Below are 23,300 nucleotides of genomic sequence, written 5' to 3'. Positions count from 1 at the left end.
GTTATGCGGCGGGCGAAATGAAGCACGGCCCCATCGCGCTGATCGACGAGGCCGTGCCGGTGATCGTGCTCGCCCCGTCCGGCCCGCTGTTCGAAAAGACCGTGAGCAATATGCAGGAAGTGCGCGCGCGCGGCGGCAAGATCGTGCTGATCTCCGACAAGGAAGGCCTTGAAGAAGCCGGCGAGGGCTGCCTGGCGACCATCGAAATGCCCAAGGTCCACCCCCTGATCGCGCCGCTGGTCTATGCCGTGCCGGTGCAGCTTTTGGCCTATCACGTCGCCTGCGTGAAGGGCACCGACGTCGACCAGCCGCGCAATCTGGCCAAGTCGGTTACGGTGGAATAGGCTGTCCTGAATTCGTCGGTCAGGGGGTCTAAAATGCAGGAATTTCTCTATTTCGCGCTGCTGATCTTCACCTTCGTGGTCTGGCCGATCTGGTTGTTTCGGCGGATGCGCAAGGTGCGCGAAATGACCTCGGGTGTGGACCGCGATGTGGCCGAACGCCGCTCGGCAATGCCCTGGGAGCCTTACACCGACGCAGTGCAAGGCGAGGACGGCCTGACCTATTCGCGGGCGATGGAGGTTACGGCTGATCAGATCAGCGCCGAAAGCAGGGCGGCGGAAATGCCGGACATCAATCAGACGCTGCAAGGCAAGAAATGAAAATCGCCGGCGGCTGCCACTGCGGCGCGGTGCGGTTCGAGGCGGAAGTTGCCGAAAGCGTCGAACTGCTCGACTGCAATTGTTCGATCTGCGCGAAGACCGGCTACCTCCACCTCAATGTTCCGCACCGCGACTTTACCCTGCTGTCGGGCGCGGAATCGCTGACCTCTTACCGCTTCGGCAGCGGCGCGGCGGAGCATTTGTTCTGCGCAGTCTGCGGGATCAAGAGCTTCTATCAGCCGCGCTCCCACCCCGATTGCTGGAGTGTGAATTTCCGCTGCCTGGATGCTGATCACGGCCTTGCCGCGACAGTGCGCACGTTCGACGGGCGCAATTGGGAGCAGGCCCGCGCCGACCTGGGCGATGCGCGCTAGAAATCCAAAAATCCTGTTAGCCTTTACGCAGCGATAACACTTGCGCGCGTATCAAGCGGGCGTGACGGACAAGAACACCCCACTTTCCAATCTTCCGCGCGAGCTGCCGACCATGGCAGTGCTTGGGCTGGCCGATCCCAGTGACGGGGATTGGTCGCGTTTGCGAGGGCTCCAGTATTCGAGCCTGGCGAAGGTCACGCAGGTGCGCATTCTGGCGCATTGCGTGGCAGCGCTGGGTGTCTTCCGGCTCTATTTCGGGACGGTGCACCTCGCGATTCTGATCGCATGGGTCCTGGCCCTCGGTGCAAGCCTCTATCACGGTGCGAAGATCGACAAGGCGCTGGGCGACGCCGATCGGCGCCGGATGTCGCGCGATGAAGTGAATCGCCAGTGGATCAGCTCGATCGCGAATGCGCTGGTGTGGGTGGTCCCGATTGCCGGCTTCGCGCCGTTCGGCGATGCCTCTACCCGTCTGGAGCTGTGGGCGATCACCGCAATGCTGATGACGGCGGCGGCGGTCCTGCTACCGGCCGTGCCGCTGGGTAACCTGATGTTCGCGGGGATTGTCGGCGGAGGCGCGCTGGTCAGCTTCGTGATTGCGGGCGCCTATGAAATGGCGCTGGTCAGTCTTGTCTTCATGTCCGTGGTGGCGCTTGGCGCGATCGAAAATGCGCGCTCGTTCCTTACTGCGCGGATCGCCGAGGCCGGAATGGCGGAGCGAAACGAGGTCGTCTCGCTACTGCTGCGCGAGTTCGAGGAAGGCGAGGCCGACTGGCTGTGGCAGATCGATACCTCGCGCCGAGTGCGTTCGGTTTCGCCGCGCTTTGCCTTTGCACTGGGACTGGAACCCAAGGAAATCGAAGGCAAGCCGTTCATCCAACTGATCGCCGGGCCGGCCTGGGATACCGGCCAGTTTCCGTCGAGCCTGCATGACTTGGCCGAACGGCTGAAGCGGCGCGAGGCGTTCTCGAATCTGCCGGTGCGCGTCACGATTGGCGGCCAGCAGCGCTGGTGGGAAATTTCGGGCAAGCCCAAGTTCGATGAGAACGGCAATTTCGACGGCTTCCGCGGGGTTGGTTCGGATATTACCGACCAGCGCGAATCGAGCGAAAAGATCGCGCACATGGCGCGCTATGACACGCTGACCGGCCTGCCGAACCGGATGATGGTGACCGAGGCACTGGGCGAGGCGATGCGCTATGCCGAACAGTGGCGCACGCGCTGCGCGTTCATGATGATCGACCTCGACCGGTTCAAGGCGGTCAACGATACGCTTGGGCACCTGGTCGGGGACCAACTGCTGGCCCGCGTGTCGGAACGGCTCAAGACGATAATTTCCGACAACGAACTGGTCGGCCGGCTTGGCGGTGACGAATTCGCGATCGTGATTCGCGATGCGTCCGATCACACGCGGGTCGAGCGGATTGCCCACCTGGTGATCGAGCGGCTGTCGCGCCCTTACGAGGTTGACCATCACACGCTCTACATCGGCGCGAGCGTCGGCTCCGCTGTCGGTCCGCGCGATGGCACCACGGTCGAAACGCTGATGCGCAACGCCGACCTGGCGCTCTACCGTTCGAAGGAAGAGGGCGGCGGCATGCATTTCGGCTATGAGCCGGCGCTGCACGCCCATGCCGAGGAACGCCGCAAACTGGAATTTTCACTGCGCCGCGCACTCGAAAACAACGAGCTGCTGCTCAACTACCAGCCGGTCGTGGACTCGAAGAGCGAGCAGATCGTCAGCTTCGAGGCGCTGCTGCGCTGGCACAGCGAGGAGCATGGCTTCGTCAGTCCGGCCAAGTTCATTCCGCTGGCGGAAGATACCCGGCTGATCGTGCCGATCGGCGAATGGGTGCTGCGCGAGGCCTGCCGCGAGGCGGCGAACTGGCCGAGCCACGTCAAGGTGGCGGTCAACGTTTCGGGCGAACAGCTGCTCGATCCCGGTTTCATTTCCAGCGTTGTTACCGCGCTGAGCAACAGTGGTCTGCCGGCCCAGCGGCTGGAGATCGAAGTGACCGAATCGATCTTCGTGCGCGATGCGACCACCGCGCGGGCGGCGCTGGAGCAGATCATGTCGCTGGGTTGCGGGATTGCGCTGGACGATTTCGGCACCGGCTATTCCTCGCTCGGCTATATCCGAAACCTGCGCTTCTCGACGATCAAGGTCGATCGTAGCTTCGTGCAGGGCGCGGCGACCGGGAACGCGGAAAGCCTTGCGATCATTCGCGCCGTCGTGGCGATGGCGGAAAGCCTCGAGATGTCGACCACGGCCGAAGGCGTGGAAACCGAGCACGAACTGGAAGTGATCCGCGAACTGCGCTGCCGCAAGATCCAGGGATATTACTTCGGCAGGCCGATGCCCGCGCTCGAAGCGCGCGGCCTGTTCGTCAAGCAGTTCTCTTCGCTGAAGGTTTCGGGCGGAGCCGCTTAGGCTCCGACCAGGCCCTTGATCGCCGATTCGAACAGCGCGCGGCCGTCGGTGCCGCCCTGTTCCGCCTCGATCATGCGTTCCGGGTGCGGCATCATGCCAAGCACGTTGCCAGCCGCATTGAGCACGCCGGCGATGTTGCGGATCGAGCCATTGACCGGTTCCGCATAACGGAAGGCGACGCGGCCATCGCCTTCGAGCCGGTCCAGCGTGGCGTCATCAGCGAAATAGTTGCCGTCGTGATGGGCCACCGGGATCGTGATCGTCTGCCCGGCCGAATAACCCGCCGTGAACAGGCTCTGGCTGTTTTCGACGGTCAGCTTCACATCGCGGCACACGAAGTTCATGCCGGCATTGCGCAGCAGCGCGCCGGGCAGCAGGCCGCTTTCGGTCAGCACCTGGAAGCCGTTGCACACGCCCAGCACGGGCACGCCCTTGTTCGCCGCGGCAACGACCGCCTGCATGATGTGGCTGCGTGCGGCCATCGCGCCGGAACGCAGGTAATCGCCATAGGAAAAGCCGCCGGGCAGGGCGATGAAATCAAGGCCTGCGGGCAGATCATGGTCGCCGTGCCAGATGCGCAGCGGGGCCGTGCCCGAAACCTTTTCCAGCGCGTCGGCCATGTCCCGGTCGCAGTTCGAACCGGGGAAGGTGATGACGGCGCTGCGCAGGCTCATGCCGGCACCCGTTCGATGCGGTAGTTTTCGATCACCATGTTGGCGAGCAGCTTGTTGGCCATTTCATCGAGCTGGGCATCGCTGACGCTGTCATCGACATCGAGTTCGATCATCTTGCCCGCGCGCACGTCCTGCACGCCGTGGATGCCCAGGCCCTCGATCGCGTGGTGAATCGCGCGGCCCTGCGGGTCGAGCACGCCGTTCTTGAGGCTGACAAAAACGCGGACCTTCATCGCGGGGACCTTTCGGGAAGGGGGCTGTGGACTTGCGCGCCCCTTAGCCGACAAGCCTGCGCCGGGGCAAGGCAGGATGCGCCCCGGATGCACAGCAATCGGGCCAAACAGCTATTCGCCGAGCGAATCCATCACGTATCCGAGCGAACGGACCGTGCGCAGCGGATCGGGCGCGCCATTGGCGGTCAGCGCGCGGCGCAGGCGGCCAACCCAGACGTCGACAGTGCGCTCGTCGATGGCCTCCTCGTCCTTGCCGAGCCGGTCGATCAGCGCGGCGCGCGAAAAGACCTGATCGGGATGCTCCATGAAATGGGCCAGCAGGCGAAATTCGTTGGGGCGCAGCGCGATCGGCGTGCCGTTGTAGCGCAGCTGGTGCGCGGCCAGGTCCATTGACAGCCCGCCATTGGTCAAGCGCGCGCGGGGTGCGGCTGGCGAGGCATCGGTGCCTTCATACAAATCAAGGCGTTCGGCCAGCTTGCGGGGTGAAAGCGGGCCGACCAGATAGTCGTCGGCCCCGGCCTTGAGTGCGCGCCGGCGTTCTTCGGGATCGCCTTCTTCCAGCACCATGGTGATGTGGCTGTGCCGGGTTGCCTTGGCTTCGCGCAGGCGCCGCACCATTTCGAGTCCGGAGATCTCGGGCAGCAGCCAGTCAACAAAGCACCAGACCGGCCCGTCAAAGCGCGTTTCGGGAATTTCGGAGCCAAGCGTCATGGCGCGCAGCTGCGGTCGCACGCGTTGCAGCGCGGGAATCAGGGCGGGATCCTGGGCGGTCAGCAGAACAGTTATGGGTTCGGTCATTGCATTGGTCCGCGAGCAAGGATGCCTGCGAGACATGACGGATTTATGACGGTTTTCCGTCAGTTTTGCGCCTGTCGCATTGCTGTCATGCCGGTGTCTTTGCCGTGTCGGCAAACCGTCGCGCAGCTGCAATCGGGGAGGCCTAGCGGGGCCTTGGCCAAGGGGGCAGCAGCGAATCGCCAAAGCGCGAATCGGTTGGTCCCAAAGCTTGAAAAGACCGAAGCCAGATACAACCCACATGAGGGACCAAGCCATGATCCGCCCTGTTTCCAGGATTTCCGCCTCGTTCGCTGCGCTCGCCGTGGCTCTCGTTGCCGCACCGGCCTTTGCGGCCGATGCCGGCGCTGACGCCGCTGCCGCCGATGCCGGCGCCGATGGCGCATCCAGCGACAATTCGGGCCTGACCGAAATCGTCGTGACCGCGACCAAGCGCGAGACGAACCTTCAGAAGACCCCGATCGCGATTTCGGTGGTCGATAGCGACATCATTGAAAAGCGCCACGTCCAGAGCCTGATCGACCTGGCCGACGGCGGCGTTCCCTCGCTGCGCGTTGCCACCTTCGAAGCCCGCCAGTCGGCGCTGACCGTCGGCATCCGCGGCATCGTTCCCTTCGACCAGAACCAAGTTGCCCGCGAACCGGGCGTTGGCGTCTACATCGATGGCGTCTATCTCGGCCGTTCGCAGGGCCTCAACGCTGCCCTGTTCGACGTCCAGCGCATCGAAGTCCTGCGCGGTCCGCAGGGCACGCTGTTCGGCCGCAACACCGAAGGCGGCGCGCTGAGCATCGTCACCAAGGCCCCCACCGGCGAATTCGGTGGCCGTGTCCAGGGCGGCATCGGCAACTATGGTGCCTACAACGGTGAATTCCACATCGACCTTCCGGCCGTGGCCGACTTCGCGATCAAGGTCGACGGCGTGATCGATCACCAGGACGCCACCACCAAGAACCCGGCGACCGGCCAGTATGGCTGGAACTATCATAACCGCGTCGGTGGCCGCATTGCCGGCCGCTGGACCCCGGTTGACGGCCTGACCGTCGACCTGTCCTACGATCAGGCCAAGGATGAGAACACCCCGTTCTACAGCCAGCTGATCAACTACAACCCGCTGGGCAAGACCGTCGGTCAGTACGATACGGTCACCAATGTCCTGGTCGCTCCCGGCAGCCCGGCCGGCACCACCACCAAGTGCTCCAGCTGCATCGCGCCGCTGGCCCCGCTGGTCCAGGTCAGCCCCACGTTCATGTCGCAGGCCGACCTTGGCGTGATCCAGCAGCCCAGCGTCGACGAGACGCACGGCTTCACCAGCGCGATCAAGTACAAGCTGAACTCGGACATCGAACTGCGCTCGATCACCTCGTGGCGCGGCGTTGAAACCCACCAGTGGGACGGCTCGGCCGGCGCGCACCGCAGCGTCTTCGTGCCGAACGGCCAGTTTGGCCGCTACAGCCTTTCGGAACTGTACCAGCACCAGTTCAGCCAGGAATTCCAGATTGTCGGCAGCCTGCCGCAGGTGGACTTCGTGCTGGGCGCCTACTACTTCAACGAGCACGCGCAGGAGCGTGCCGCCACGCCGAACCCGATGCAGTGGAACGCGACCGGCACCGCCTATACCTTCGTCAACCAGGTTGCCGCCAACCCGGCTGCGCCGATCACCTCGTCGAACCAGGGCTGGGATCGCAATTACTGGTACATTCAGCGTGACAGCAACGCGGTCGGCAAGAGCCTCGGCTTCTTCGGTCAGGCGACCTGGAACCCCTCCGATGTGCTGCACCTGACCGTGGGCGGTCGCTACACGCATGAAACCCGCAAGGGCGCGCTGACCGTGATCAACAACGCGCCCTACACCGGCGGCGTGCTCGACTACAAGAACAACCGCTTCGACCCGATGGTCACGCTGGCCTGGGATGCGGCCGACGGGATCAATCTCTACGCGAAGTTCTCGACCGGTTTCCGTTCGGGCGGCGCCAACTCGCGCTCGGGTTCGTTCCGCCAGTTCGCCCCGGAAGAAGTGAAGGCCTACGAAATCGGCGCGAAGACCGACTTCCTCGATCACCGTGTTCGCCTGAACGTCGCGGCCTATATCATGGACCGCAAGAACACGCAGATCGACTTCGACTTCGTCGACACCGCGGCGTTCCTGGCCGATGGCGTCACGCCGAACCCATTCTTCAATAAGCACACCGAAGAAACCGCCAATGCTCCGGGCAACTCGCGGATCAAGGGCTTCGAGGCCGAACTGACCGTACGGCCGGTTAGCGGCCTGACCCTGGGCGCTTCCTATGCCTACACCGACGTCAAGGTTCCGCTCACCCCGAACCCGCTCGCGGGGCCGCTGTTCGGAACCCTGACCGAAGTGTTCACGGTGTACACGCCGAAGAACGCGGCTTCGGGTTCGCTCGACTATGAAATGCCGGTCAGCGACAATGGCGCCGCCCTGCGCTTCCATATGGACGCGAACTATTCGGACCCGACCTACAGCTTCCAGAACGAGAACGTCCTGACCGACTCGAGCTTCATTGTGAATGGCAGCCTCGCGCTTGCCGACATTCCGCTGACCGATGGCGGCTCCAAGGCCACGATCAGCCTGTGGGCACGTAACCTGTTCAACGAACACCACATCTATCGTCGTTCGAACGCCAACGAGGCCGTGATTGGCGACTATGCCAACTTCAACGCGCCGCGCACCTTCGGCGTCGAAGGCAAGATCAGCTTCTAAGTTTCAAGGCAATCCTTCCACCAACTCACGGGGCGGGCAGCGCAAGCTGTCCGCCCCTTTTTTTCGTAAATTGATCTGGCAACTTGAAGCACGCGGCGAAGTGGTCAAACCTTGCTCCACGGCAGGAAAGGATGCGCGATGAGTGGATTGCCCAAGCCCGTGATCGGCGTTGCCCTGGCGGGCGTGGTCGGGGCTCTGGCCTGGTTGGTCTCGCGTCCGGCGGCAGAGGCTGGCTGGCTCGGCTATGTCGAGGCGGAAACGATGTATGTTGCCGCCCCCGTCTCGGGCCGCCTGGCCGAACGCAAGGTCGAACGCGGGCAGAGCGTGGCGGCGGGGACGCTGCTGTTCTCGCTCGATCCCGAGACCACCGATGCCCAGACCGCCGAGGCCGCGGCGCAGGTTGCAGCCGCGCAGGCGCAGGCCGCCGATCTCGGCGCCGCCCGCCAGCGCCAGCCCGAGCTTGACGCCGCGCGCGCCGCCGAGGCCGCCGCCGCTGCGCAGCTGACCAAGGCGCAAAAGGATTTCGAGCGGGTTTCATCCCTGTTCGCTCGCGGCTTTGCGAGCCGGGCGCAGCTCGATGCGGCCCGCGCCGCGCGCGACGGTGCGGCGGCAAACCTCGCCCAGACCCGCGCCCAGATCCGCTCGGGCGAACTCACGGCAGGCCGCGACGCGCAGATTGCCCAGGCCAATGCTCAGGTCGGCGCGGCCGAAGCCGGCCTGCGCGCGCAGTACCAGCGCCGCCGCGAAATCGCCCCCGTGGCTCCGGCCAAAGGCGTGGTCGAGCAGACGTTCTACAATCCGGGGGAGTGGGTGCCGGCCAATTCCCCGGTCGTCTCGGTCCTGCCGGACGATCGGCGCAAGCTGCGCTTCTATGTGCCGCAGGACCGTGTGGCCGCCTTGCGTCCCGGCATGACGGTGCATTTTTCCTGCGACGGGTGCGGGGATGGGCGCACCGCGACGATCAGCTATATCGCGCCGCGCGCCGAATTTACCCCGCCGGTGATCTATTCCGAACACGCCCGCGCCAAGCTGGTCTTCATGGTCGAGGCGCAGCTTGCCCCCAGCGACAAGCCGCTGCCGCCGGGTCTGCCGGTCGAGGTGGTTCCGCAATGAGCGATGGAGCCCCGGCCATCGCGGTGCGCGGTCTGACCAAGCGGTTCGGCGCGCGCACCGTCGTCGATTCGGTCGATCTCGAAGTCCAGCCGGGGCGGATCTGCGGCTTTCTCGGCCCGAACGGATCGGGCAAGACGACCACGCTGCGGATGATCTGCGGCCTCCTGATCCCCGATGCGGGCGAGGGCGAGGTGCTGGGGCTGGACCTCAAGACCCAGCGCCACAAGATCAAGCAGCAGATCGGCTACATGACGCAGAAGTTCGGCTTGTTCGGGGATCTGACGATCCGCGAGAACCTGGAATTCATCGCCCGCGTCTATCGCCTCGATCGCAAGCGTGAGCGGGTCGATGCGGCGCTTGCACGGCTCGGGCTGGAAAGCCGCGCCGACCAGCTTGCCGACAAGCTTTCGGGAGGGTGGAAACAGCGCCTCGCGCTGGCCGCTGCCGTGCTGCACGAGCCGCGCATCCTGCTGCTCGACGAGCCGACTGCCGGGGTCGATCCCAAGGCGCGGCGCGAGTTCTGGGACCAGATCCACACCCTCGCCCGCGAGGAGGGCATGACCGTGCTGGTTTCCACCCACTACATGGACGAGGCGGAGCGCTGCCACGAGATCGCCTATATTGCCTATGGCGTGATGCTGGCGCGCGGGACGACGGGCGAGGTGATCGCCGGATCGGGGCTCCACGCGCTGCTGGGCGAGGGGCCGGATGCCGACCGCTATGCCAGCGCCATCGAGGCGCAGCCCGGGGTGGCGATGGCCGCGCCGTTCGGCACCTCGCTCCACGTCTGCGGGCTTGATCCCGCCGCGCTGCGCGCCGCCGTCGCGCCCTGGGCCGACCGGATCGTCTTTAGCGAAACCGAGCCCTCGCTGGAGGACGTGTTCATCCACCTGATGCGCCACGCGCCCGATCATTCCGTGCTGGAGAGCGCCTGATGTGGGAACGGATCGCGGCGATGATCTTCAAGGAGACGCGCCAGATGGCGCGCGATCCGGGGACCATCGCGATGATGTTCTTTTTCCCGATCATCCAGCTGATGATCTTTGGCGTGGCGATCAACAACGATCCGCGCCACTTGCCGCTGGCGGTGGAAAGCAACGACAATTCGGCCTTTTCGCGCAGCATCGTTTCCGCGCTGCGCACCACTTCGTACTTCGACGTGATCGAGGTGCAGGGGCAATATGGCGAGGGCGACCGGCTGATCGAGCAGGGCAAGGCGCAGTTCGTGCTGACAATCCCGCCCGACTTTTCACGCGCGCTGGTACGCGGCGAGCGGCCGCAACTGCTGCTGACCGCCGACGCGACCGATCCCGCATCGACCGGACCGGCGGTTGCGGCGGTTAGCGCGGCGGTCGATCAGGCGCTGGCGCACGAGCTGATCGGGCCGCTGGCGGCGCGCCAGGCCGGCGTGGGGCCGGTGAACCTCGTGCTCCACCGCAGCTACAACCCCGAAGGGATCACCAGCCACAACACCGTGCCGGGGCTGCTGGCAATCATCCTGTCGATGACCATGGTCGCGCTGACCGCGATGTCGGTGACGCGCGAAGTGGAACAGGGCACGATGGAAAATCTGCTCGCCACGCCGCTGCGCCCGATCGAGGTGATGGTGGGCAAGATCGTGCCCTATTTCGGGATCGGGCTGGTCCAGGTGCTGGTGATCCTGGCCTGCGCCGCGCTGATCTTCAAGGTGCCGTTCATGGGCTCGCTGCCGCTGCTCTTGTCGGTGACGCTGCTGTTCACGGTGGTCTGCCTCGCGCTGGGCTTCACCATGTCGACGCTGGTGAAAAGCCAGGTGCAGTCGATGCAGATGAGCATGTTCTACCTGATGCCCTCGATCCTGCTGTCAGGCTTCGCGTTCCCCTATCGCGGAATGCCGGTACCGGTGCAGTGGCTGGCGGAAATCCTGCCGCCCACGCACTACATCCGGCTGGTGCGGGGCATAATGCTGAAAGGCTGGGATTGGCGGCTCGCGCTACCCGAGACGGGCGTGCTGGCGCTGATGCTGGTGGTGCTCGGGACGGTTGCCGTGCGGCGGTATCGGGATACGATCGCCTAGCCCGAAACCAAGTGGAACACCGTGCCGCAGATTTCGATGGCTCCATCCGTGCGTAACAAGCCTCGCGCGGCGGCGCGTTTTCGGATTGCATCGGCCTCGGGTGTGGCAAGGGTAATCGCCTGCAAGCCTTCGCCGCGACCGTCCAGTATCAAGCCGAATGTAACCTCGCCGCTATCGAGGGCGATGCGCCATTCCTGCCCAGCGCCCTGCGGTTCGCGCCCAGCCATCTCGCCCCAGCGCTGGGCGACCGCAGCAGCATCGCTGGCCTGCAAGTGGACGCCGGCAATTGCTACCGACGGTTGGGTGTGGCTCTGCCAGTCCACTCCGGCCCAGTCCCAGCGGTCGGGACTGTCCATGTAATCGAACGAGAGCAAGGCCGCGCCAGTGTCGCGCGGGTGGATGTGGAGGTAGGCCGCGCCGCCATGATCGTGCTCAGCCACAATTCGTGCTCCGCCGCTCAGGATGCGGGACCGGGCTGCGGCGAGGTCGGAGGTCTGGACGATCACCATATAGCCGCCATCGCCACCGCGTTTTTCGAGCAGGCGTCCGGCAGAAGTGCTTTCCACGATTGGCGAAACGACTTCCAGGAAGGTGCGTCCGAGCGCGCAGACGATATTGCGCAGGTCGAACTTGGCTACGCCCGGGTCGACGTGGAAATGGTCGATCCCGAACACCTCGGCAAGCTCGGCGCGAACCGCATCGAGGTCCGCCGCGACGAGGGCGATCTGGCGCAGGTTCAGGCTTTCCATCCGTGCTCCTTGCCGCTTGCGTTCAGGGCTTCGGGTCCCCGGTGCCTTCGGGCAGGACGCTGATTTCTAGCGCCCCCTCGTCGGTCAGGTAATGCCGGGCGAGCGCCTGAAGATCTGCTGGCGTGATCGCCTCGAGCCGTTTGCGAGCATTGATATAGCGCTCGATCCGGTCCGGCTCGGTCTGGGCGCGGTCGACGAAGACGAGCCATCCGCCGTTGGTCTTGAGCAGATTGTCGAAACTGTCGAGCAGCGGCGCGCGGGCGCGCAGCAGGACGTCGTCGCTGACCGGCTTTTCGCGCAGGCCGGCGATGGTGGAATGCATCGCGGTGCGGGTTGCCGGAACCTGCCCGACATCGACCGAGGCCCCGATCATGAAGGTGCCATAGCCGCGCCAGGTGCGCGAGGGATCGCTTATCGAGAAGGGCGAATAGGTCTTGCCCAGCGCCTCGCGCAGGGTGTCGGTGAGGTCCACCTGCACGACCCGCTGCAGCAGGGCCAGTTCCATTTCGGCGACCGGATCCTCGCCGTCGCGGGTCGGCCAGGTCATCGTGATCAGCGCCTGGTCCTTGGCCCCGGTGTGGTGCAGCACGCGGCGCTGGCGGTCCTTGGTGAAGCTGCGCTGGCGCTGCGCCGGATAGGGGCGGAAATCGGCCTCGCGCGGGGGCAGTGCGCCAAAGGTGCGGGCGACCATGGCGATCGCCGCGTCCTCGTCGATGTCGCCGACGATCCCGATCTCGATCGCGCCATGGGCGATCCGGTCGGCCATGTCGGTGCGCAGCTTGGCGAAGGTCAGCTTGCGGTAATCGTCGACCTTGCCGAGGCTGAAGCGGGGATCGCCGTCCGACAGGATCGCCCCCATGTCGGCCGCCAGCGCGGAGTTCGGCGTTGCCCGAAGCGAGGCGAACAGGTTATTGATATTCTGCAGGAAAATGACCTGTCCTTCGCTGCGGTAACCGGGATCGGTCAGCTGTGCGGCGGACAGTTGCAGTTCCAGCTCAAGGTCGCGCGGGTTGGTCGCGGCCTGGATCACGAAGGTCTCTGGCGTAGCGGCAACACCGGCCGAAACGGTGTGCCCGGCGAGCAGGGTGTCAAGCTCGTCCTTGCTGTGCCTGGCCGTGCCGCCCAGCGTGAAGGTCGAACTGCCGCCCAGCGAAACCATCTGCACCGCCAGCGGATTATCGGGGGTATTGAGCATCTGCCCGCCATCGAGCGAGATCTGCACCAGCACCTGGTCGGCCTGCAGGTCGGTGCGCTTGAGATTGAGCCGGACGTTGTTGGCAAAGCGCACCTCGCGGATGCCGAGCGCCGGATCGCGCACATCGCTGACCACTTTGCCCGGCGGGCCGAAATCGGTGTAGCCAAAGCTGGTGGCGGCCTTGGTCGCGGGCGGCTGGACGGGCGTGCGCATCGCCTCGTCCCAGGCCGCGCGCATGCCCGCTTCGCCGCCACCGGGCGGGGTGCGGCCCTGAAAGCGCAGCAACGGGTTGTCGAGCGGGATTGCCTCGCGCTTCAGTGCATCCATCACCGCCTCTGGCGTGATTTCGGGCACGAACGCCTCGAACCGGGCGAGCACGTTGTTGGGCTTGTCGGGCACGCTGCCATCGACGATCAGTCCGTGGACCGCTCCGAACAACGCACGGTTGCTGCGCGAGCCTTCGCCCGCCGCGGCGCTTTGCAGGCCGCCGCGAATGATCGCGACCTGTTCGGCAACTTCCGCGGGCGAGAAGCCGAATTGCAGCGCGCGGCGATATTCGAGCCCCGCCTCGACCATGCCGCGCCGCCACTTGCCATCGACCGTGTCGATCCTCAGCTCGCTGCTGCGGCCGGCCTTGAAGATCCCCCAGGTGTCGAACGAGGCCGCACGGAACGGGGCGTTGGCCTCGCGCGAGCGGGTCAGCAGACGGCGGTTGATGATCGCATAGCCAATCTCGCGCAGCAGGTTTTCGCGGCGCTGGGCAAGGGTATCGGGCTCGGTCAGCCAGGGGCCGGCGCGGGCGACGACCACCTGTTCGGACAGCGCCGGATCGATGTAGATCTCGGCCTCGCCGCCGCGCGATGAGATCGGGCCTGCCGAGGGCTGGGTCTGGGCCGGGCCTGAACTTGCCTGCCAGTCACCGAAGTGCTTGCGGATCGCGGCCTCTGCGGCATCGGCATCGAAATCGCCGATCACCACGAGGGTGACGGCGGAGGGCACGTATTCGCGGCGCCAGAACGCCTTCAGGCCCTCGGCGGTTGCCCCGGCGAGCGATTCGGCGGTGCCGATCGGCAGCCGCGCGGCCATGCGCGAACCCTTGCGCAAGAACTCGGTGCTGTCCTGGTAGTTTTTCAGCGCATAGGTGTTGCGATCGCGCATTTCGGACTGGACCACGCCGCGCTCGCGCTCGACCGCGGCGGGCGAGAAGGTCAACTCGCTGGCCGTTTCGCGCATCAGCATCAGCGCGGTGTCGAGCAGGGCCGGGTCGTTGGTCGGCAGGTCGAGGCTATAGACCGTGCGGTCATAGCTGGTGGAGGCGTTGGTATCGGGGCCAAAGGCCAGGCCGCTGCGCTCCAGCAGCTTGATCATTTCCCCTTCGGGGACATGGGTCGAGCCGTTGAAGGCCATGTGCTCGACAAAGTGGGCATAGCCGCGTTCATCGTCATGCTCGTCGAGCGAACCCGCGCCAACTTCCATCCGCACCACGGCGGTGCCCTTTGGAGTCTGGTTGCTGCGGATCACATAGCGCATGCCGTTGGGCAGCTGGCCAAAGCGAAAGCCGGGATCGAGCGGGACGTCGCTCTGCTCGAAGGCCCAGACAGGCTCGGCCGCGGGCGCCGCAGCGCTGGCGGCGGACACCGGACGGCCAACTTGCGGCGCACAGGCCGCAAGCGCGAGGGTGGAAAGGGCAAGGGCGAACAGGAACTTGCGCTGGCGCATCGCGGCACTGATGCCGCGCCGCTTAGGCCCGCGCAAGCGCTGTGTCTTGCTTGCCGCGCAGCTTGCCCTATTTCCCGCGCAGCTTGCGGTGAGCCGAAAGGTCGAGCACTTCGCTCGGCCCGTTATCTTCATCCAGCAGGCCCAGCCGCCGCGCGACTTCCTGATAGGCTTCTTCCTCGCCGCCAAGGTCGCGGCGGAAGCGGTCCTTGTCGAGCTTTTCGCCGGTGGTCATGTCCCACAGGCGGCAGCCGTCGGGGCTGATTTCGTCGGCCAGGATCACGCGGCTGTAATCGCCGTCCCAGATGCGACCGAATTCAAGCTTGAAGTCGACCAGGCGGATGTTGATCGCCGCGAACATCCCGCACATGAAATCGTTGATGCGGATCGCCATCGCGGAAATGTCCTGCATTTCCTCGTTCGAAGCCCAGCCGAAGCAGGCGATGTGCTCTTCCGCGATCATCGGATCGCCCAGCGCGTCGTCCTTGTAATAGTATTCGATCAGGGTGTGTGGCAGCGGCTCGCCCTCGGGGATGCCGAGCCGCTTGCTGATCGAACCGGCAGCGACATTGCGCACGACCACTTCGATCGGCACGATTTCCACCTGCCGCACCAGCTGTTCGCGCATGTTAAGGCGCTTGATGAAGTGGGTCGGGATGCCGATGTGGTTGAGGCGCGTGAACACATATTCGCTAATGCGGTTGTTGATCACGCCCTTGCCGTTGATCGTGCCCTTCTTGAGCGCGTTGAAGGCGGTGGCATCGTCCTTGAAATACTGGATGATGGTGCCGGGCTCGGGGCCTTCGTACAGGATCTTGGCCTTGCCTTCGTAGATCTGGCGGCGACGCGACATGGAAACTTCCTCAAAACGGCAAGCCCCGGCAAAAGCGAGTCGGGCGACGCGCGCTGGCCGGGGCGGACAAGCGCGCCCTTACGCCAATTTCACTTCCTGTGCAATCGAGCCGTCCAGCTGCCCAAGCCGCTCTGCCAGCCAGCTGGCGGCGGGGCCGGGCGGGGTATCGGTGCGGTGGACCACGAACTGCGGATAGTTGCCGCCGGTACGCTCTGGCCGCTTGAGATCGACGAGGCGCCCGGCGGCCAGATCTTCGGCCACCATCCAGCGCGGCATGTTGCCCCAACCCAGCCCGGCGCGAAGCAGCGCGTGCTTTGCGCCAAGGTCTCCCAGCCGCCAGTTGCGGGCTGAAAAGACAGAGAAATCCTTGCCTTCGGACAGGTTCGATCGGTCCGAGAGCACCAGTTGCACATCGTCGGCCAGGGCGCCGCCGTGGACCAGCCGGTGGTTTGGCGCGGCCACGGGCAGCAGTTCGACCGTGCCGATGAACTTGCGCGTCAGGCCGGGCAGTTCTGCCGCCAACGGCCCTGCCACCCCCAGCGTCGCCGCGCCCTTGAACAACAGGTCGGCGACCGCCCCCAGCGCCTCGATATGCAGGGTCAGCGCGACCGAGGGAAAGCGTTCGGCAAAGTCCTGCAAGCTCGCGGCGAGACAGCCCGATGGGTACATGACATCGACCACCACCGAGAGGTGCGGCTCCAACCCCTGCGACAGCCCGCTGACCCGCGCGCGCAGACCATCGAGCCCGCGCTCTACCTGGCGCAGTTCCTCCAGCACGGCCTGCCCCTCGTCAGTCAGGCGCGGCTTTTTCGTGCCCTCGCGCTCGAACAGCGTGACGCCAAGCTGCGCCTCAAGGTTGGCGATGGCATAGCTGACCACCGATGTGGCGCGCCGCAGCCGCCGTCCGGCCGCGGCAAAGCTGCCTTCCTCCACCACGGCAAGGAAAGTGCGCATCTGCTCGATCGAGGGGGTGCCGGGTTTGAACATTTCGATTTTATAGAAAAGACTGATCTATATTATCCGACTAAACAGAAATGCCAAGCGTTGCCATATGGGCTGCATCAGTTTCAACCGCGGCGCGGCCGCAGCGATGGAGATCCCACATGAGCAAGGTTCTGGTCCTGTACTATTCAAGCTACGGCCACCTCGAAACGATGGCGAACGCGATTGCCGAAGGGGCCCGCGCCACCGGCGCCGAAGTTGACGTGAAGCGCGTTCCCGAAACCGTGCCCGAAGAAATTGCCAAGGGCGCGCATTTCAAGCTCGACCAGGCCGCCCCGGTGGCGAGCGTGGCCGAACTCGAACACTATGACGCGATCATTGTCGGCACCGGCACCCGCTTTGGCCGCCTGTCGAGCCAGATGGCGGCCTTTCTCGACCAGGCCGGCGGCCTGTGGGCGCGCGGCGCGCTGAACGGCAAGGTCGGCGCGGCCTTTACCTCGTCGGCCACCCAGCACGGCGGGCAGGAAACCACGCTGTTCAACCTGATCACCAACCTGCTGCACTTCGGCATGACCATCGTCGGGCTCGACTATGGCCACGCCGGGCAAATGCGGAATGACGAAGTGGTCGGCGGCGCGCCCTATGGCGCGACCACCATCGCGGGCGGCGACGGCAGCCGCCAGCCCAGCGAAACCGAGCTGGAAGGCGCGCGTTACCTCGGCAAGCGCGTCGTCGAAACCGCGACCAAGCTGTTCGGTTAACCGGTTAACCCCAGGCCGGTCCGGGCGACCCCAAGCCCCCCTCCTGGCCCGGACCGGCCAAACTGCTGGCATTTCCGCTAATGCGGCGCCGTAAAACGCGCCGCCGTTTGCATGGTTGGCGAATTAACGCTTTGTCCTGACAGGTTTTGTTGGGGCGGGCGAAACCTTGCTGCGCAAGTCTGTGGCAACCAGCCAGGGGTGGCTGGACGGAGACCAGACCATGACTATTTTCAAGACCTTGCTGCGCGATAGGCGCGGCGCGACCGCGATCGAATATGCCCTGATCGCGGCGCTGATCGGGGCGGCGATGGTAACGGGGCTGCAAAGCGCCAGCGCCGAGATCAGCAATACGATGAACGTCGCGGGCAATGCCATGAGCACGCAGAACGCGGCGGCCTAGGGTCCTTGCGGCAGGGCGGACTTGCAGCGCGGCCCCGGGCGGCTTAACCGGCGCGAAGTCATTCGCCACCGGAGGCCCCATGGACCGCGCCCAAGCCCTTGCCCTGCTGACCCGTTACTATGCCGCGTTCAATGCGGGCGACTGGCAGGGGATGCTCGACTGCCTTGACGACGAGGTGGTGCACGACATCAACCAGGGCGAGCGCCAGCACGGCAAGGACGCCTTTCGTGCGTTCCTGGCCCACATGGAGCGGTGCTACCGCGAGCGGCTCGACGGCATCGTGTTGATGGCCAGCGAAGACGGCCTGCGCGGCGCGGCGGAATTCACCGTTCACGGTGAATACCTTGCCACCGACGAGGGCCTGCCCGAAGCCGACGGCCAGACCTACACGCTACCCGCCGGTGCTTTCTTCGGCATGACGAATGGCAAGATCGTGCGCGTCACGGTGTATTATAATCTGGCCGACTGGACGGCGCAGGTCGGCGGATGAGCGTTGCGGTTCGAGCGCTGACGGGGGAGGCGCTGCAGGCCGCACTCGATGATCTGGCGCGGCTGCGCATCGCGGTCTTCGCGGCCTTTCCCTATCTCTACGAGGGCAGCGCCGACTATGAGCGCGAATACCTCGCGGAATTCACCGCCGCGCCCGCTGCCGTGCTGGTTGCCGCTTTCGACGGCAAACGGATCGTGGGGGCGGCCACCGCCTCGCCGCTGATCGCGCAGGACGACTATATCCGCGAACCGTTCGAACGCGCCGGGATTGATCCCAAAGGCGTGTTCTATTTCGGCGAAAGCGTGCTGCTGCCGGACTATCGCGGGCGGGGGATCGGTCACGCCTTCTTCGATCACCGCGAGGCCGCCGCGCGGGCCTGGGGGGCAAGCCACGCCAGCTTCTGCGCGGTGGTTCGCCCGGCCGATCACCCGGCGCGCCCGGCGGGCTATACCCCGCTCGATGCCTTCTGGACCAAACGCGGCTATGCCCCGGTGCCGGGCCTGACTGGCACCTTCAGCTGGGCCGAACACGGCGAAGCGCAAGAAAGCCCCAAGCCGATGCAATACTGGATGCGCGCATTATGACCCGCTTCACCGTCGCCGCCGCGCAGTATCCGATCGAGGCGCTGGCCGATTGGGCCGCATATGAGACCAAGCTGACGCGCTGGGTGGCGCAGGCCGCGGCGGGTGGGGCGGCTCTGGCGGTGTTTCCGGAATATGGCGCGATGGAACTGGCCTCGCTCGATCCAGCGACGATGGGCGATCTGGCCGGTTCGCTGGAAAGCGTCTCCGCGCTGATGCCGCGCGTCGATGCGCTCCACGCGGAACTCGCGGCGCGCACGGGGATGCATATCCTTGCCGCCAGCGCGCCCTTCCGCCGCGAGGATGGCGCCTACGTCAACCGCGCGCGGCTGTTCACGCCGCATGGCAAGATGGGCGTGCAGGACAAGCTGATCATGACCCGCTTCGAGCGTGAGGAGTGGGGGGTAAGCGGCGGCGCGCCGCTGCGTCTGTTTGAGACTTCGCTTGGAAAGATCGGGATAACGATCTGCTATGACAGCGAATTCCCGCTGCTCGCCCGCGCGCAGGTGGAAGCGGGGATGGAACTGCTGCTGGTCCCTTCCTGCACCGAGGCGGCGCTGGGGTACTGGCGGGTGCGGCTCGGCGCGCAGGCCCGTGCGCTGGAAGGGCAGTGCTATGCCGTGCACAGCCCGACCGTGGGGCAGGCGGACTGGTCCCCGGCGGTAGACTGCAACCGCGGCGCGGCGGCGATCTATGGCCCGCCCGACCGGGGTTTTCCCGACGACGGCGTCGTGGTGGTGGGCGAAATGGACGCGGCTGAGTGGGTGTTTGGCGAGGTGGACCTTGCCCGCGTGGCGCAGCTGCGCGCCGATGGCGGCGTGCTCAATGCCCGGCACTGGGCCGAGCAACCGGGCGGCGGGGCGCTTCCCGCCGTCGAGGTGGTGGACTTGCGCTAAACGGCAAGGCACTGTGCGGCCATGGTTAAGCGCGCGCTGATTGCCCTTTCGCTAATGTTCTCCGCTCCGGCCCTGGCCGAGGAGCCGCCGCTGCAGCAGCAGGTGGAGGCCGTGCTGGCCACCGCGCCGCAGGGCACGCGGTTCGGCCTGCTGGTGGTTGACGAGAATGGCCGCGAAGTGATCGCGATCAATCCCGACGGGCGGTTCATCCCGGCCTCGAACACCAAGCTGTTCACTACGGCGGCGGCCTATGCCGTGCTGCCGGGGATGGATCAGCCCGATGTTGCGGGCGGGACACAGGTGGCGCTGGTGCCGGTGCGTGCGCAAGAGCCGAACATGTATGTCGGGCTTACCCCCGATGGACCGCTACCGTCAGGTCCGATCGACGTGTGGCTGAGCGGGCGGGGCGATGCCCGAATGTCGAGCGCGATGGACTGCGTGACCGATTGCCTCGCCGCGCTGGCCGATGCCGTGGCGGCGCGGACCAAGCGGGTTCATGACATCGTTGGCGATGACAGCTTCTGGCCCGACCAGCGTTGGTCGCAGGGGATGAGCTGGAACAACATCGGCACCGACGATGGCACGGCGGCAGGCGCGCTGAACCTTGACGACAACGCCCTGTCGATCACGGTTCTGCCCTGGACCGAAGGCGGGCCGCCTGCGGTGGAAATGCCGCCCTATTACAAGCTCGATAATCAGGCGACGACCGGGCCTGCGGGCGGCAAGCTCACCTTGGCGATCGAGCGCCCGGTGAATGGCGATGTGGTGCGGCTTTATGGTTCGATTCCCGCCGACTCAAAGGGCTGGGCCACGCGCGTCGGGATCGACGACCCGGCGCACTATGCCGCGTGGATCTTCCGGGCGATGCTGGAAGCGCGTGGGGTGAAGGTAACGGGCAAGATCATCGTCAATCATCGCGGCGTGCAGGCGTGGGACCAGCCGGCGCCGCTCGACAAGCTTGGCACGCCGATCTCTATCGGCTTCCCGCCGCTTGCCACGCTCACCCCGCCGCCGCTGGCCGACGACGTGGTGACCATCAACAAGGACAGCAACAACCTTCACGCCCAGGTGCTGCTGCGCCGGGTGGGGGACGCGCGGGGGACGGGATCGGACGGGTGGGCGATCTGGGAGCTTGGCAGCGTGTTGGAAAAGGCAGGCGTGCCGCGCACCGGTTACGATTTTGCCGATGGTTCGGGCATGTCGACCTACAACCGCGTTTCCCCCCGCGCTGTCGTCGCTCTGCTGCGCTGGGGCGCGGCGCAGCCGTGGGGCGCGGCATGGCGGGCCTCGTTTCCGGTCGGTGGGCTCGATGGCACCCTGACGCGGCGCTTCAAGGGGACGGCGCTGGAAGGAAAGATCTGGGCCAAGACCGGCACGCTCAACGCGACCAACGCGCTTTCGGGGCATTTCCGCACCGCCAGCGGACGCGAGTTCACCTTCGCGTTCTTTGCCAACGACGTCCCCGGCAGCGTCAGTGCGACGCCGATGATGGACGCCGCGCTGGTGCTGATTGCCGCGCAAAACTGAGGCTGGCTGTCGCTATGCTGTTGCCACGGCGCAACAGAATCTGCGAATCGCGAGAATTCCACTGAAAATTCAGTGCCGGAAGCCGCTGCGCGCTGGCGCGGCACGGCTGCTTTGATAGTCTTTTTCCGTTCGGCCGTTCGGCCGTATCGAACAGGGGGATTACCATGAACTCTCGCGGTATCGCGCGCTTTGTACTTGCCTGCGGCGTTTCCTTCGGCGCGATGGTCACGCCGGCACTGGCGCAGGATGCGCCGGACATAACTTCGCCCAACAAGCCCGGAGCCGAAAGCGACAGCGCGATCATCGTGACTGGTTCGCGCATCAAGCAGGATCCGACCAAGAGCGCGCTGCCGCTGCAGGTCATCACCACCGTCGATATCGAGCGCAATGGCCTTTCGAACCCCGAAGCGCTCAACATGTTCCTGACCACCAGCGGCACCGGCGCGGACAACCTTGCGTCCAACTCTGACGTGACTACGGGTGCCCAGCGCGGCACCAACGGGCTTTCGGCGGCGAACCTGCGCGGGCAGGGCAGCGCGGCCACGCTGGTCCTGCTCAATGGCCGCCGCGTTGCCGCGCACGGTCTGTCGGGCGGTGCGGTCGACGTCAACCAGATCCCCTTCGCCGCGATCGACCGGGTTGAAATCCTCAAGGACGGCGCTTCGGCGATCTACGGCACCGATGCCATCGGCGGCGTGATCAACTACATCACCAAGAACGACTTCCAGGGCCTCAGCCTTTCGGGGATGAGCGATTTCACCGAACAGGGCGGCGGCAACATCTATCGCTTGTCGGGCCTGTGGGGCGCGGGCGACCTGGCCGACAACGGCTTCAACGTGACGATCGGCGTATCCTATCAGTGGAACCAGATCCTGCGCGGATCGGACCGCGACTTCGTCAACGGCAACCAGCCTTCGCGCGGTCTTTCGGTCGATACCCGTGGCACCCCGATCGCCACCCTGTTCAACACCGGCGCCAACGCCTTCCAGGCCCCGTCGGGTTCGCTGCTGGCGGGTGTGACCCTGCCGACCCCCGGTGGCGCCAACGCGGCGTCGGGCGGCGTCAACATCCTCGATCTGCCCGGCGGTGCCGGATGCGAAACGATGGATGGCGGCATGGCCTATGACAACGAGCTGTGGAACAACGCCGCAGCTTACTATGCCTGCGCCTGGGATACGGGTCGCGCCGCCGTGATCCAGCAGCCGCTGCGCACGCTGACCTATTACGGCAAGGGCACCTACCAGCTTGGCGCAAGCCAGGTCTCGCTGGAGGTGACGGGGTCCGACGCGCATTCGGCGAAGAGTTTTTCCAACGCTCAGATCTCGGGCAACACCACGTCCACGCCGGTCTATTACCCGCTCAACGCCCTGACCAAGAGCACTTACGACCAGGTGTTCAACGCACTCGTCGCGGCCTTCCCGACCGCGGCGACCACGCTCAATTCGCGCTATGGCCTGCCGCTCGGCTTCCGCTGGCGGTGCATGGCCTGCGGGCCGCGCGAATATGTGACCGACACCAAGACCCTGCGCGCCTACCTCGCGCTTGAAGGGCCGTTGCCGCTCGAGGGCTGGGATTACAGGATCGGCGCATCCTATGCCCGCAGCGAAAGCTCGTCGGTCCTGGGCTCGGGTTACTACTATCGCGGTACGCTTTCCGGCACGGGTGTGAACGGCAAGCCTGATCCCGCAGCGCCGATCGCGCCGGGGGCGACCGTTCCCGGCATCATCGGCTTGATCAACGCCGGCATCCTAAACCCCTTCAGTCTGACGCAGACCGCGACGGCGCTGTCGGGTCTCGATGCGGTTTCGGCGGAAGGCGTCACGCTCTATGGCGGGCGCTACATCGTCAAGGAAGCCGACGCCTCGATTTCGGGCCCGTTGTTCGCGCTGCCGGGCGGCGACGTGCAGATCGCCGCAGGGGTCGATTATCGCCGCGAAATCTACGAGTTCAACGGCTCTGCCGCGGCTGCCGCGAACCAGCCGGTGATCTTCCTCGCCGCGTTCGACAACGTCAACGCGCTGACCCCCAAGCACCGCGACGTGAAGGCGGCCTACGCGGAAATCAACCTGCCGATCTTCGACATGCTGACGGTCAGCGGCGCATTCCGCATCGACGACTACACGGGCTTTG

Annotated in this window: 22 protein-coding genes; 15 read left to right on the top strand and 7 right to left on the bottom strand. The window is 65.5% G+C overall.

Annotated features, from left to right (window positions below; translation table 11 throughout):
* From ACE3SN_RS10035 to ACE3SN_RS10020, 4 genes are all read left to right on the top strand, one after another.
* Positions 1–344 (top strand): SIS domain-containing protein (locus tag ACE3SN_RS10035; RefSeq protein ID WP_374529640.1); only part of this gene is annotated, 344 nt, incomplete at its 5' end.
* A 33-nt stretch (positions 345–377) separates the two neighbouring features.
* Positions 378–662, top strand: a complete 285-nt coding sequence (locus ACE3SN_RS10030) for a hypothetical protein (protein ID WP_374529639.1) — start codon at positions 378–380, stop codon at positions 660–662.
* Positions 659–1,036: a GFA family protein gene (locus ACE3SN_RS10025; RefSeq protein WP_374529638.1), complete on the top strand. Its 378-nt coding sequence runs from the start codon at positions 659–661 to the stop codon at positions 1,034–1,036. Before ACE3SN_RS10030 ends, ACE3SN_RS10025 begins: the two co-directional genes overlap by 4 nt.
* Positions 1,037–1,148: 112 nt before the next feature.
* The gene (locus ACE3SN_RS10020) at positions 1,149–3,467 is read left to right on the top strand and encodes a putative bifunctional diguanylate cyclase/phosphodiesterase (protein WP_374529641.1); all 2,319 of its coding nucleotides are present in this window, start codon (positions 1,149–1,151) and stop codon (positions 3,465–3,467) included.
* Here ACE3SN_RS10020 and purQ read toward each other — a convergent pair.
* The 3 genes from purQ to ACE3SN_RS10005 all read right to left on the bottom strand — a co-directional run bounded on the left by purQ (position 3,464) and on the right by ACE3SN_RS10005 (position 5,172).
* Complete coding sequence (gene purQ, locus ACE3SN_RS10015) at positions 3,464–4,141, bottom strand: phosphoribosylformylglycinamidine synthase subunit PurQ (protein ID WP_374529636.1); 678 nt, start codon at positions 4,139–4,141, stop codon at positions 3,464–3,466. The genes ACE3SN_RS10020 and purQ overlap by 4 nt on opposite strands.
* Positions 4,138–4,374 carry a phosphoribosylformylglycinamidine synthase subunit PurS gene (gene purS / locus ACE3SN_RS10010; protein WP_374529635.1) on the bottom strand — a complete coding sequence of 79 codons (237 nt, stop codon included), beginning with the start codon at positions 4,372–4,374 and terminating at the stop codon, positions 4,138–4,140. The genes purQ and purS overlap by 4 nt, the downstream gene beginning before the upstream one ends.
* Before the next feature lie 111 nt (positions 4,375–4,485).
* A complete protein-coding gene (locus ACE3SN_RS10005; protein ID WP_374529634.1) occupies positions 4,486–5,172 on the bottom strand; it encodes a winged helix-turn-helix domain-containing protein in 687 nt (228 codons plus the stop codon).
* 253 nt (positions 5,173–5,425) lie between these two features.
* Between ACE3SN_RS10005 and ACE3SN_RS10000 the strand changes: the two genes are divergently transcribed.
* The 4 genes from ACE3SN_RS10000 (at position 5,426) to ACE3SN_RS09985 (ending at position 11,060) form a co-directional block, all read left to right on the top strand.
* On the top strand, positions 5,426–7,891 hold the full coding sequence (locus ACE3SN_RS10000) for a TonB-dependent receptor (protein WP_374529633.1): 2,466 nt from the start codon (positions 5,426–5,428) through the stop codon (positions 7,889–7,891).
* A gap of 138 nt (positions 7,892–8,029) precedes the next feature.
* Positions 8,030–9,004, top strand: coding sequence for an HlyD family secretion protein (locus ACE3SN_RS09995; protein ID WP_374529632.1), 975 nt, complete (start codon positions 8,030–8,032; stop codon positions 9,002–9,004).
* Positions 9,001–9,939 (top strand): heme ABC exporter ATP-binding protein CcmA, encoded by a 939-nt coding sequence (ccmA, locus tag ACE3SN_RS09990; RefSeq protein WP_374529631.1) that lies wholly within the window; start codon positions 9,001–9,003, stop codon positions 9,937–9,939. The genes ACE3SN_RS09995 and ccmA overlap by 4 nt, the downstream gene beginning before the upstream one ends.
* A complete protein-coding gene (locus tag ACE3SN_RS09985; protein WP_374529630.1) occupies positions 9,939–11,060 on the top strand; it encodes an ABC transporter permease in 1,122 nt (373 codons plus the stop codon). The genes ccmA and ACE3SN_RS09985 overlap by 1 nt, the downstream gene beginning before the upstream one ends.
* On the opposite strand, the gene ACE3SN_RS09980 is transcribed toward ACE3SN_RS09985, so the two are convergent.
* The 4 genes from ACE3SN_RS09980 to ACE3SN_RS09965 all read right to left on the bottom strand — a co-directional run bounded on the left by ACE3SN_RS09980 (position 11,057) and on the right by ACE3SN_RS09965 (position 16,560).
* Positions 11,057–11,809, bottom strand: a complete 753-nt coding sequence (locus ACE3SN_RS09980) for a VOC family protein (RefSeq protein ID WP_374529629.1) — start codon at positions 11,807–11,809, stop codon at positions 11,057–11,059. The genes ACE3SN_RS09985 and ACE3SN_RS09980 overlap by 4 nt on opposite strands.
* A 22-nt stretch (positions 11,810–11,831) precedes the next feature.
* Positions 11,832–14,723 (bottom strand): M16 family metallopeptidase, encoded by a 2,892-nt coding sequence (locus ACE3SN_RS09975; protein WP_374529628.1) that lies wholly within the window; start codon positions 14,721–14,723, stop codon positions 11,832–11,834.
* 67 nt (positions 14,724–14,790) lie between these two features.
* Positions 14,791–15,573 (bottom strand): phosphoribosylaminoimidazolesuccinocarboxamide synthase, encoded by a 783-nt coding sequence (purC, locus tag ACE3SN_RS09970; protein WP_374529627.1) that lies wholly within the window; start codon positions 15,571–15,573, stop codon positions 14,791–14,793.
* A 78-nt stretch (positions 15,574–15,651) separates the two neighbouring features.
* Positions 15,652–16,560: a LysR family transcriptional regulator gene (locus ACE3SN_RS09965; RefSeq protein WP_374529626.1), complete on the bottom strand. Its 909-nt coding sequence runs from the start codon at positions 16,558–16,560 to the stop codon at positions 15,652–15,654.
* 116 nt (positions 16,561–16,676) lie between these two features.
* On the opposite strand from ACE3SN_RS09965, the gene wrbA reads away from it, so the two are divergent.
* From wrbA to ACE3SN_RS09930, 7 genes are all read left to right on the top strand, one after another.
* A complete protein-coding gene (wrbA, locus tag ACE3SN_RS09960; RefSeq protein ID WP_374529625.1) occupies positions 16,677–17,276 on the top strand; it encodes an NAD(P)H:quinone oxidoreductase in 600 nt (199 codons plus the stop codon).
* A gap of 220 nt (positions 17,277–17,496) precedes the next feature.
* Entirely contained in the window at positions 17,497–17,676 is a 180-nt protein-coding gene (locus ACE3SN_RS09955; protein ID WP_374529624.1) for a Flp family type IVb pilin, read from the top strand.
* A 79-nt stretch (positions 17,677–17,755) separates the two neighbouring features.
* The gene (locus ACE3SN_RS09950) at positions 17,756–18,166 is read left to right on the top strand and encodes a ketosteroid isomerase-related protein (protein ID WP_374529623.1); all 411 of its coding nucleotides are present in this window, start codon (positions 17,756–17,758) and stop codon (positions 18,164–18,166) included.
* On the top strand, positions 18,163–18,750 hold the full coding sequence (locus ACE3SN_RS09945) for a GNAT family N-acetyltransferase (RefSeq protein ID WP_374529622.1): 588 nt from the start codon (positions 18,163–18,165) through the stop codon (positions 18,748–18,750). Before ACE3SN_RS09950 ends, ACE3SN_RS09945 begins: the two co-directional genes overlap by 4 nt.
* Positions 18,747–19,643: a carbon-nitrogen hydrolase family protein gene (locus tag ACE3SN_RS09940; RefSeq protein WP_374529621.1), complete on the top strand. Its 897-nt coding sequence runs from the start codon at positions 18,747–18,749 to the stop codon at positions 19,641–19,643. Before ACE3SN_RS09945 ends, ACE3SN_RS09940 begins: the two co-directional genes overlap by 4 nt.
* A gap of 21 nt (positions 19,644–19,664) precedes the next feature.
* Positions 19,665–21,170 (top strand): D-alanyl-D-alanine carboxypeptidase/D-alanyl-D-alanine-endopeptidase, encoded by a 1,506-nt coding sequence (gene dacB / locus ACE3SN_RS09935; protein WP_374529620.1) that lies wholly within the window; start codon positions 19,665–19,667, stop codon positions 21,168–21,170.
* 164 nt (positions 21,171–21,334) lie between these two features.
* On the top strand, positions 21,335–23,300 hold a 1,966-nt coding region (locus tag ACE3SN_RS09930; protein ID WP_374529619.1), incomplete at its 3' end, for a TonB-dependent receptor.

This window comes from Novosphingobium sp. (assembly GCF_041915465.1).
GTDB lineage: Bacteria > Pseudomonadota > Alphaproteobacteria > Sphingomonadales > Sphingomonadaceae > Novosphingobium.
This window is presented reverse-complemented; position numbering and strand designations above follow the sequence as displayed.

Excerpts from the sequence above, each read along its gene's own strand:
- ACE3SN_RS10030 (WP_374529639.1), top strand. The coding sequence starts at position 378 with ATGCAGGAATTTCTCTATTTCGCGCTGCTGATCTTCACCTTCGTGGTC.
- ACE3SN_RS10025 (WP_374529638.1), top strand. The coding sequence starts at position 659 with ATGAAAATCGCCGGCGGCTGCCACTGCGGCGCGGTGCGGTTCGAGGCG.
- ACE3SN_RS10020 (WP_374529641.1), top strand. The coding sequence starts at position 1,149 with ATGGCAGTGCTTGGGCTGGCCGATCCCAGTGACGGGGATTGGTCGCGT.
- purQ (WP_374529636.1), bottom strand. The coding sequence starts at position 4,141 with ATGAGCCTGCGCAGCGCCGTCATCACCTTCCCCGGTTCGAACTGCGAC.
- purS (WP_374529635.1), bottom strand. The coding sequence starts at position 4,374 with ATGAAGGTCCGCGTTTTTGTCAGCCTCAAGAACGGCGTGCTCGACCCG.
- ACE3SN_RS10005 (WP_374529634.1), bottom strand. The coding sequence starts at position 5,172 with ATGACCGAACCCATAACTGTTCTGCTGACCGCCCAGGATCCCGCCCTG.
- ACE3SN_RS10000 (WP_374529633.1), top strand. The coding sequence starts at position 5,426 with ATGATCCGCCCTGTTTCCAGGATTTCCGCCTCGTTCGCTGCGCTCGCC.
- ACE3SN_RS09995 (WP_374529632.1), top strand. The coding sequence starts at position 8,030 with ATGAGTGGATTGCCCAAGCCCGTGATCGGCGTTGCCCTGGCGGGCGTG.
- ccmA (WP_374529631.1), top strand. The coding sequence starts at position 9,001 with ATGAGCGATGGAGCCCCGGCCATCGCGGTGCGCGGTCTGACCAAGCGG.
- ACE3SN_RS09985 (WP_374529630.1), top strand. The coding sequence starts at position 9,939 with ATGTGGGAACGGATCGCGGCGATGATCTTCAAGGAGACGCGCCAGATG.
- ACE3SN_RS09980 (WP_374529629.1), bottom strand. The coding sequence starts at position 11,809 with ATGGAAAGCCTGAACCTGCGCCAGATCGCCCTCGTCGCGGCGGACCTC.
- ACE3SN_RS09975 (WP_374529628.1), bottom strand. The coding sequence starts at position 14,723 with ATGCGCCAGCGCAAGTTCCTGTTCGCCCTTGCCCTTTCCACCCTCGCG.
- purC (WP_374529627.1), bottom strand. The coding sequence starts at position 15,573 with ATGTCGCGTCGCCGCCAGATCTACGAAGGCAAGGCCAAGATCCTGTAC.
- ACE3SN_RS09965 (WP_374529626.1), bottom strand. The coding sequence starts at position 16,560 with ATGTTCAAACCCGGCACCCCCTCGATCGAGCAGATGCGCACTTTCCTT.
- wrbA (WP_374529625.1), top strand. The coding sequence starts at position 16,677 with ATGAGCAAGGTTCTGGTCCTGTACTATTCAAGCTACGGCCACCTCGAA.
- ACE3SN_RS09955 (WP_374529624.1), top strand. The coding sequence starts at position 17,497 with ATGACTATTTTCAAGACCTTGCTGCGCGATAGGCGCGGCGCGACCGCG.
- ACE3SN_RS09950 (WP_374529623.1), top strand. The coding sequence starts at position 17,756 with ATGGACCGCGCCCAAGCCCTTGCCCTGCTGACCCGTTACTATGCCGCG.
- ACE3SN_RS09945 (WP_374529622.1), top strand. The coding sequence starts at position 18,163 with ATGAGCGTTGCGGTTCGAGCGCTGACGGGGGAGGCGCTGCAGGCCGCA.
- ACE3SN_RS09940 (WP_374529621.1), top strand. The coding sequence starts at position 18,747 with ATGACCCGCTTCACCGTCGCCGCCGCGCAGTATCCGATCGAGGCGCTG.
- dacB (WP_374529620.1), top strand. The coding sequence starts at position 19,665 with ATGGTTAAGCGCGCGCTGATTGCCCTTTCGCTAATGTTCTCCGCTCCG.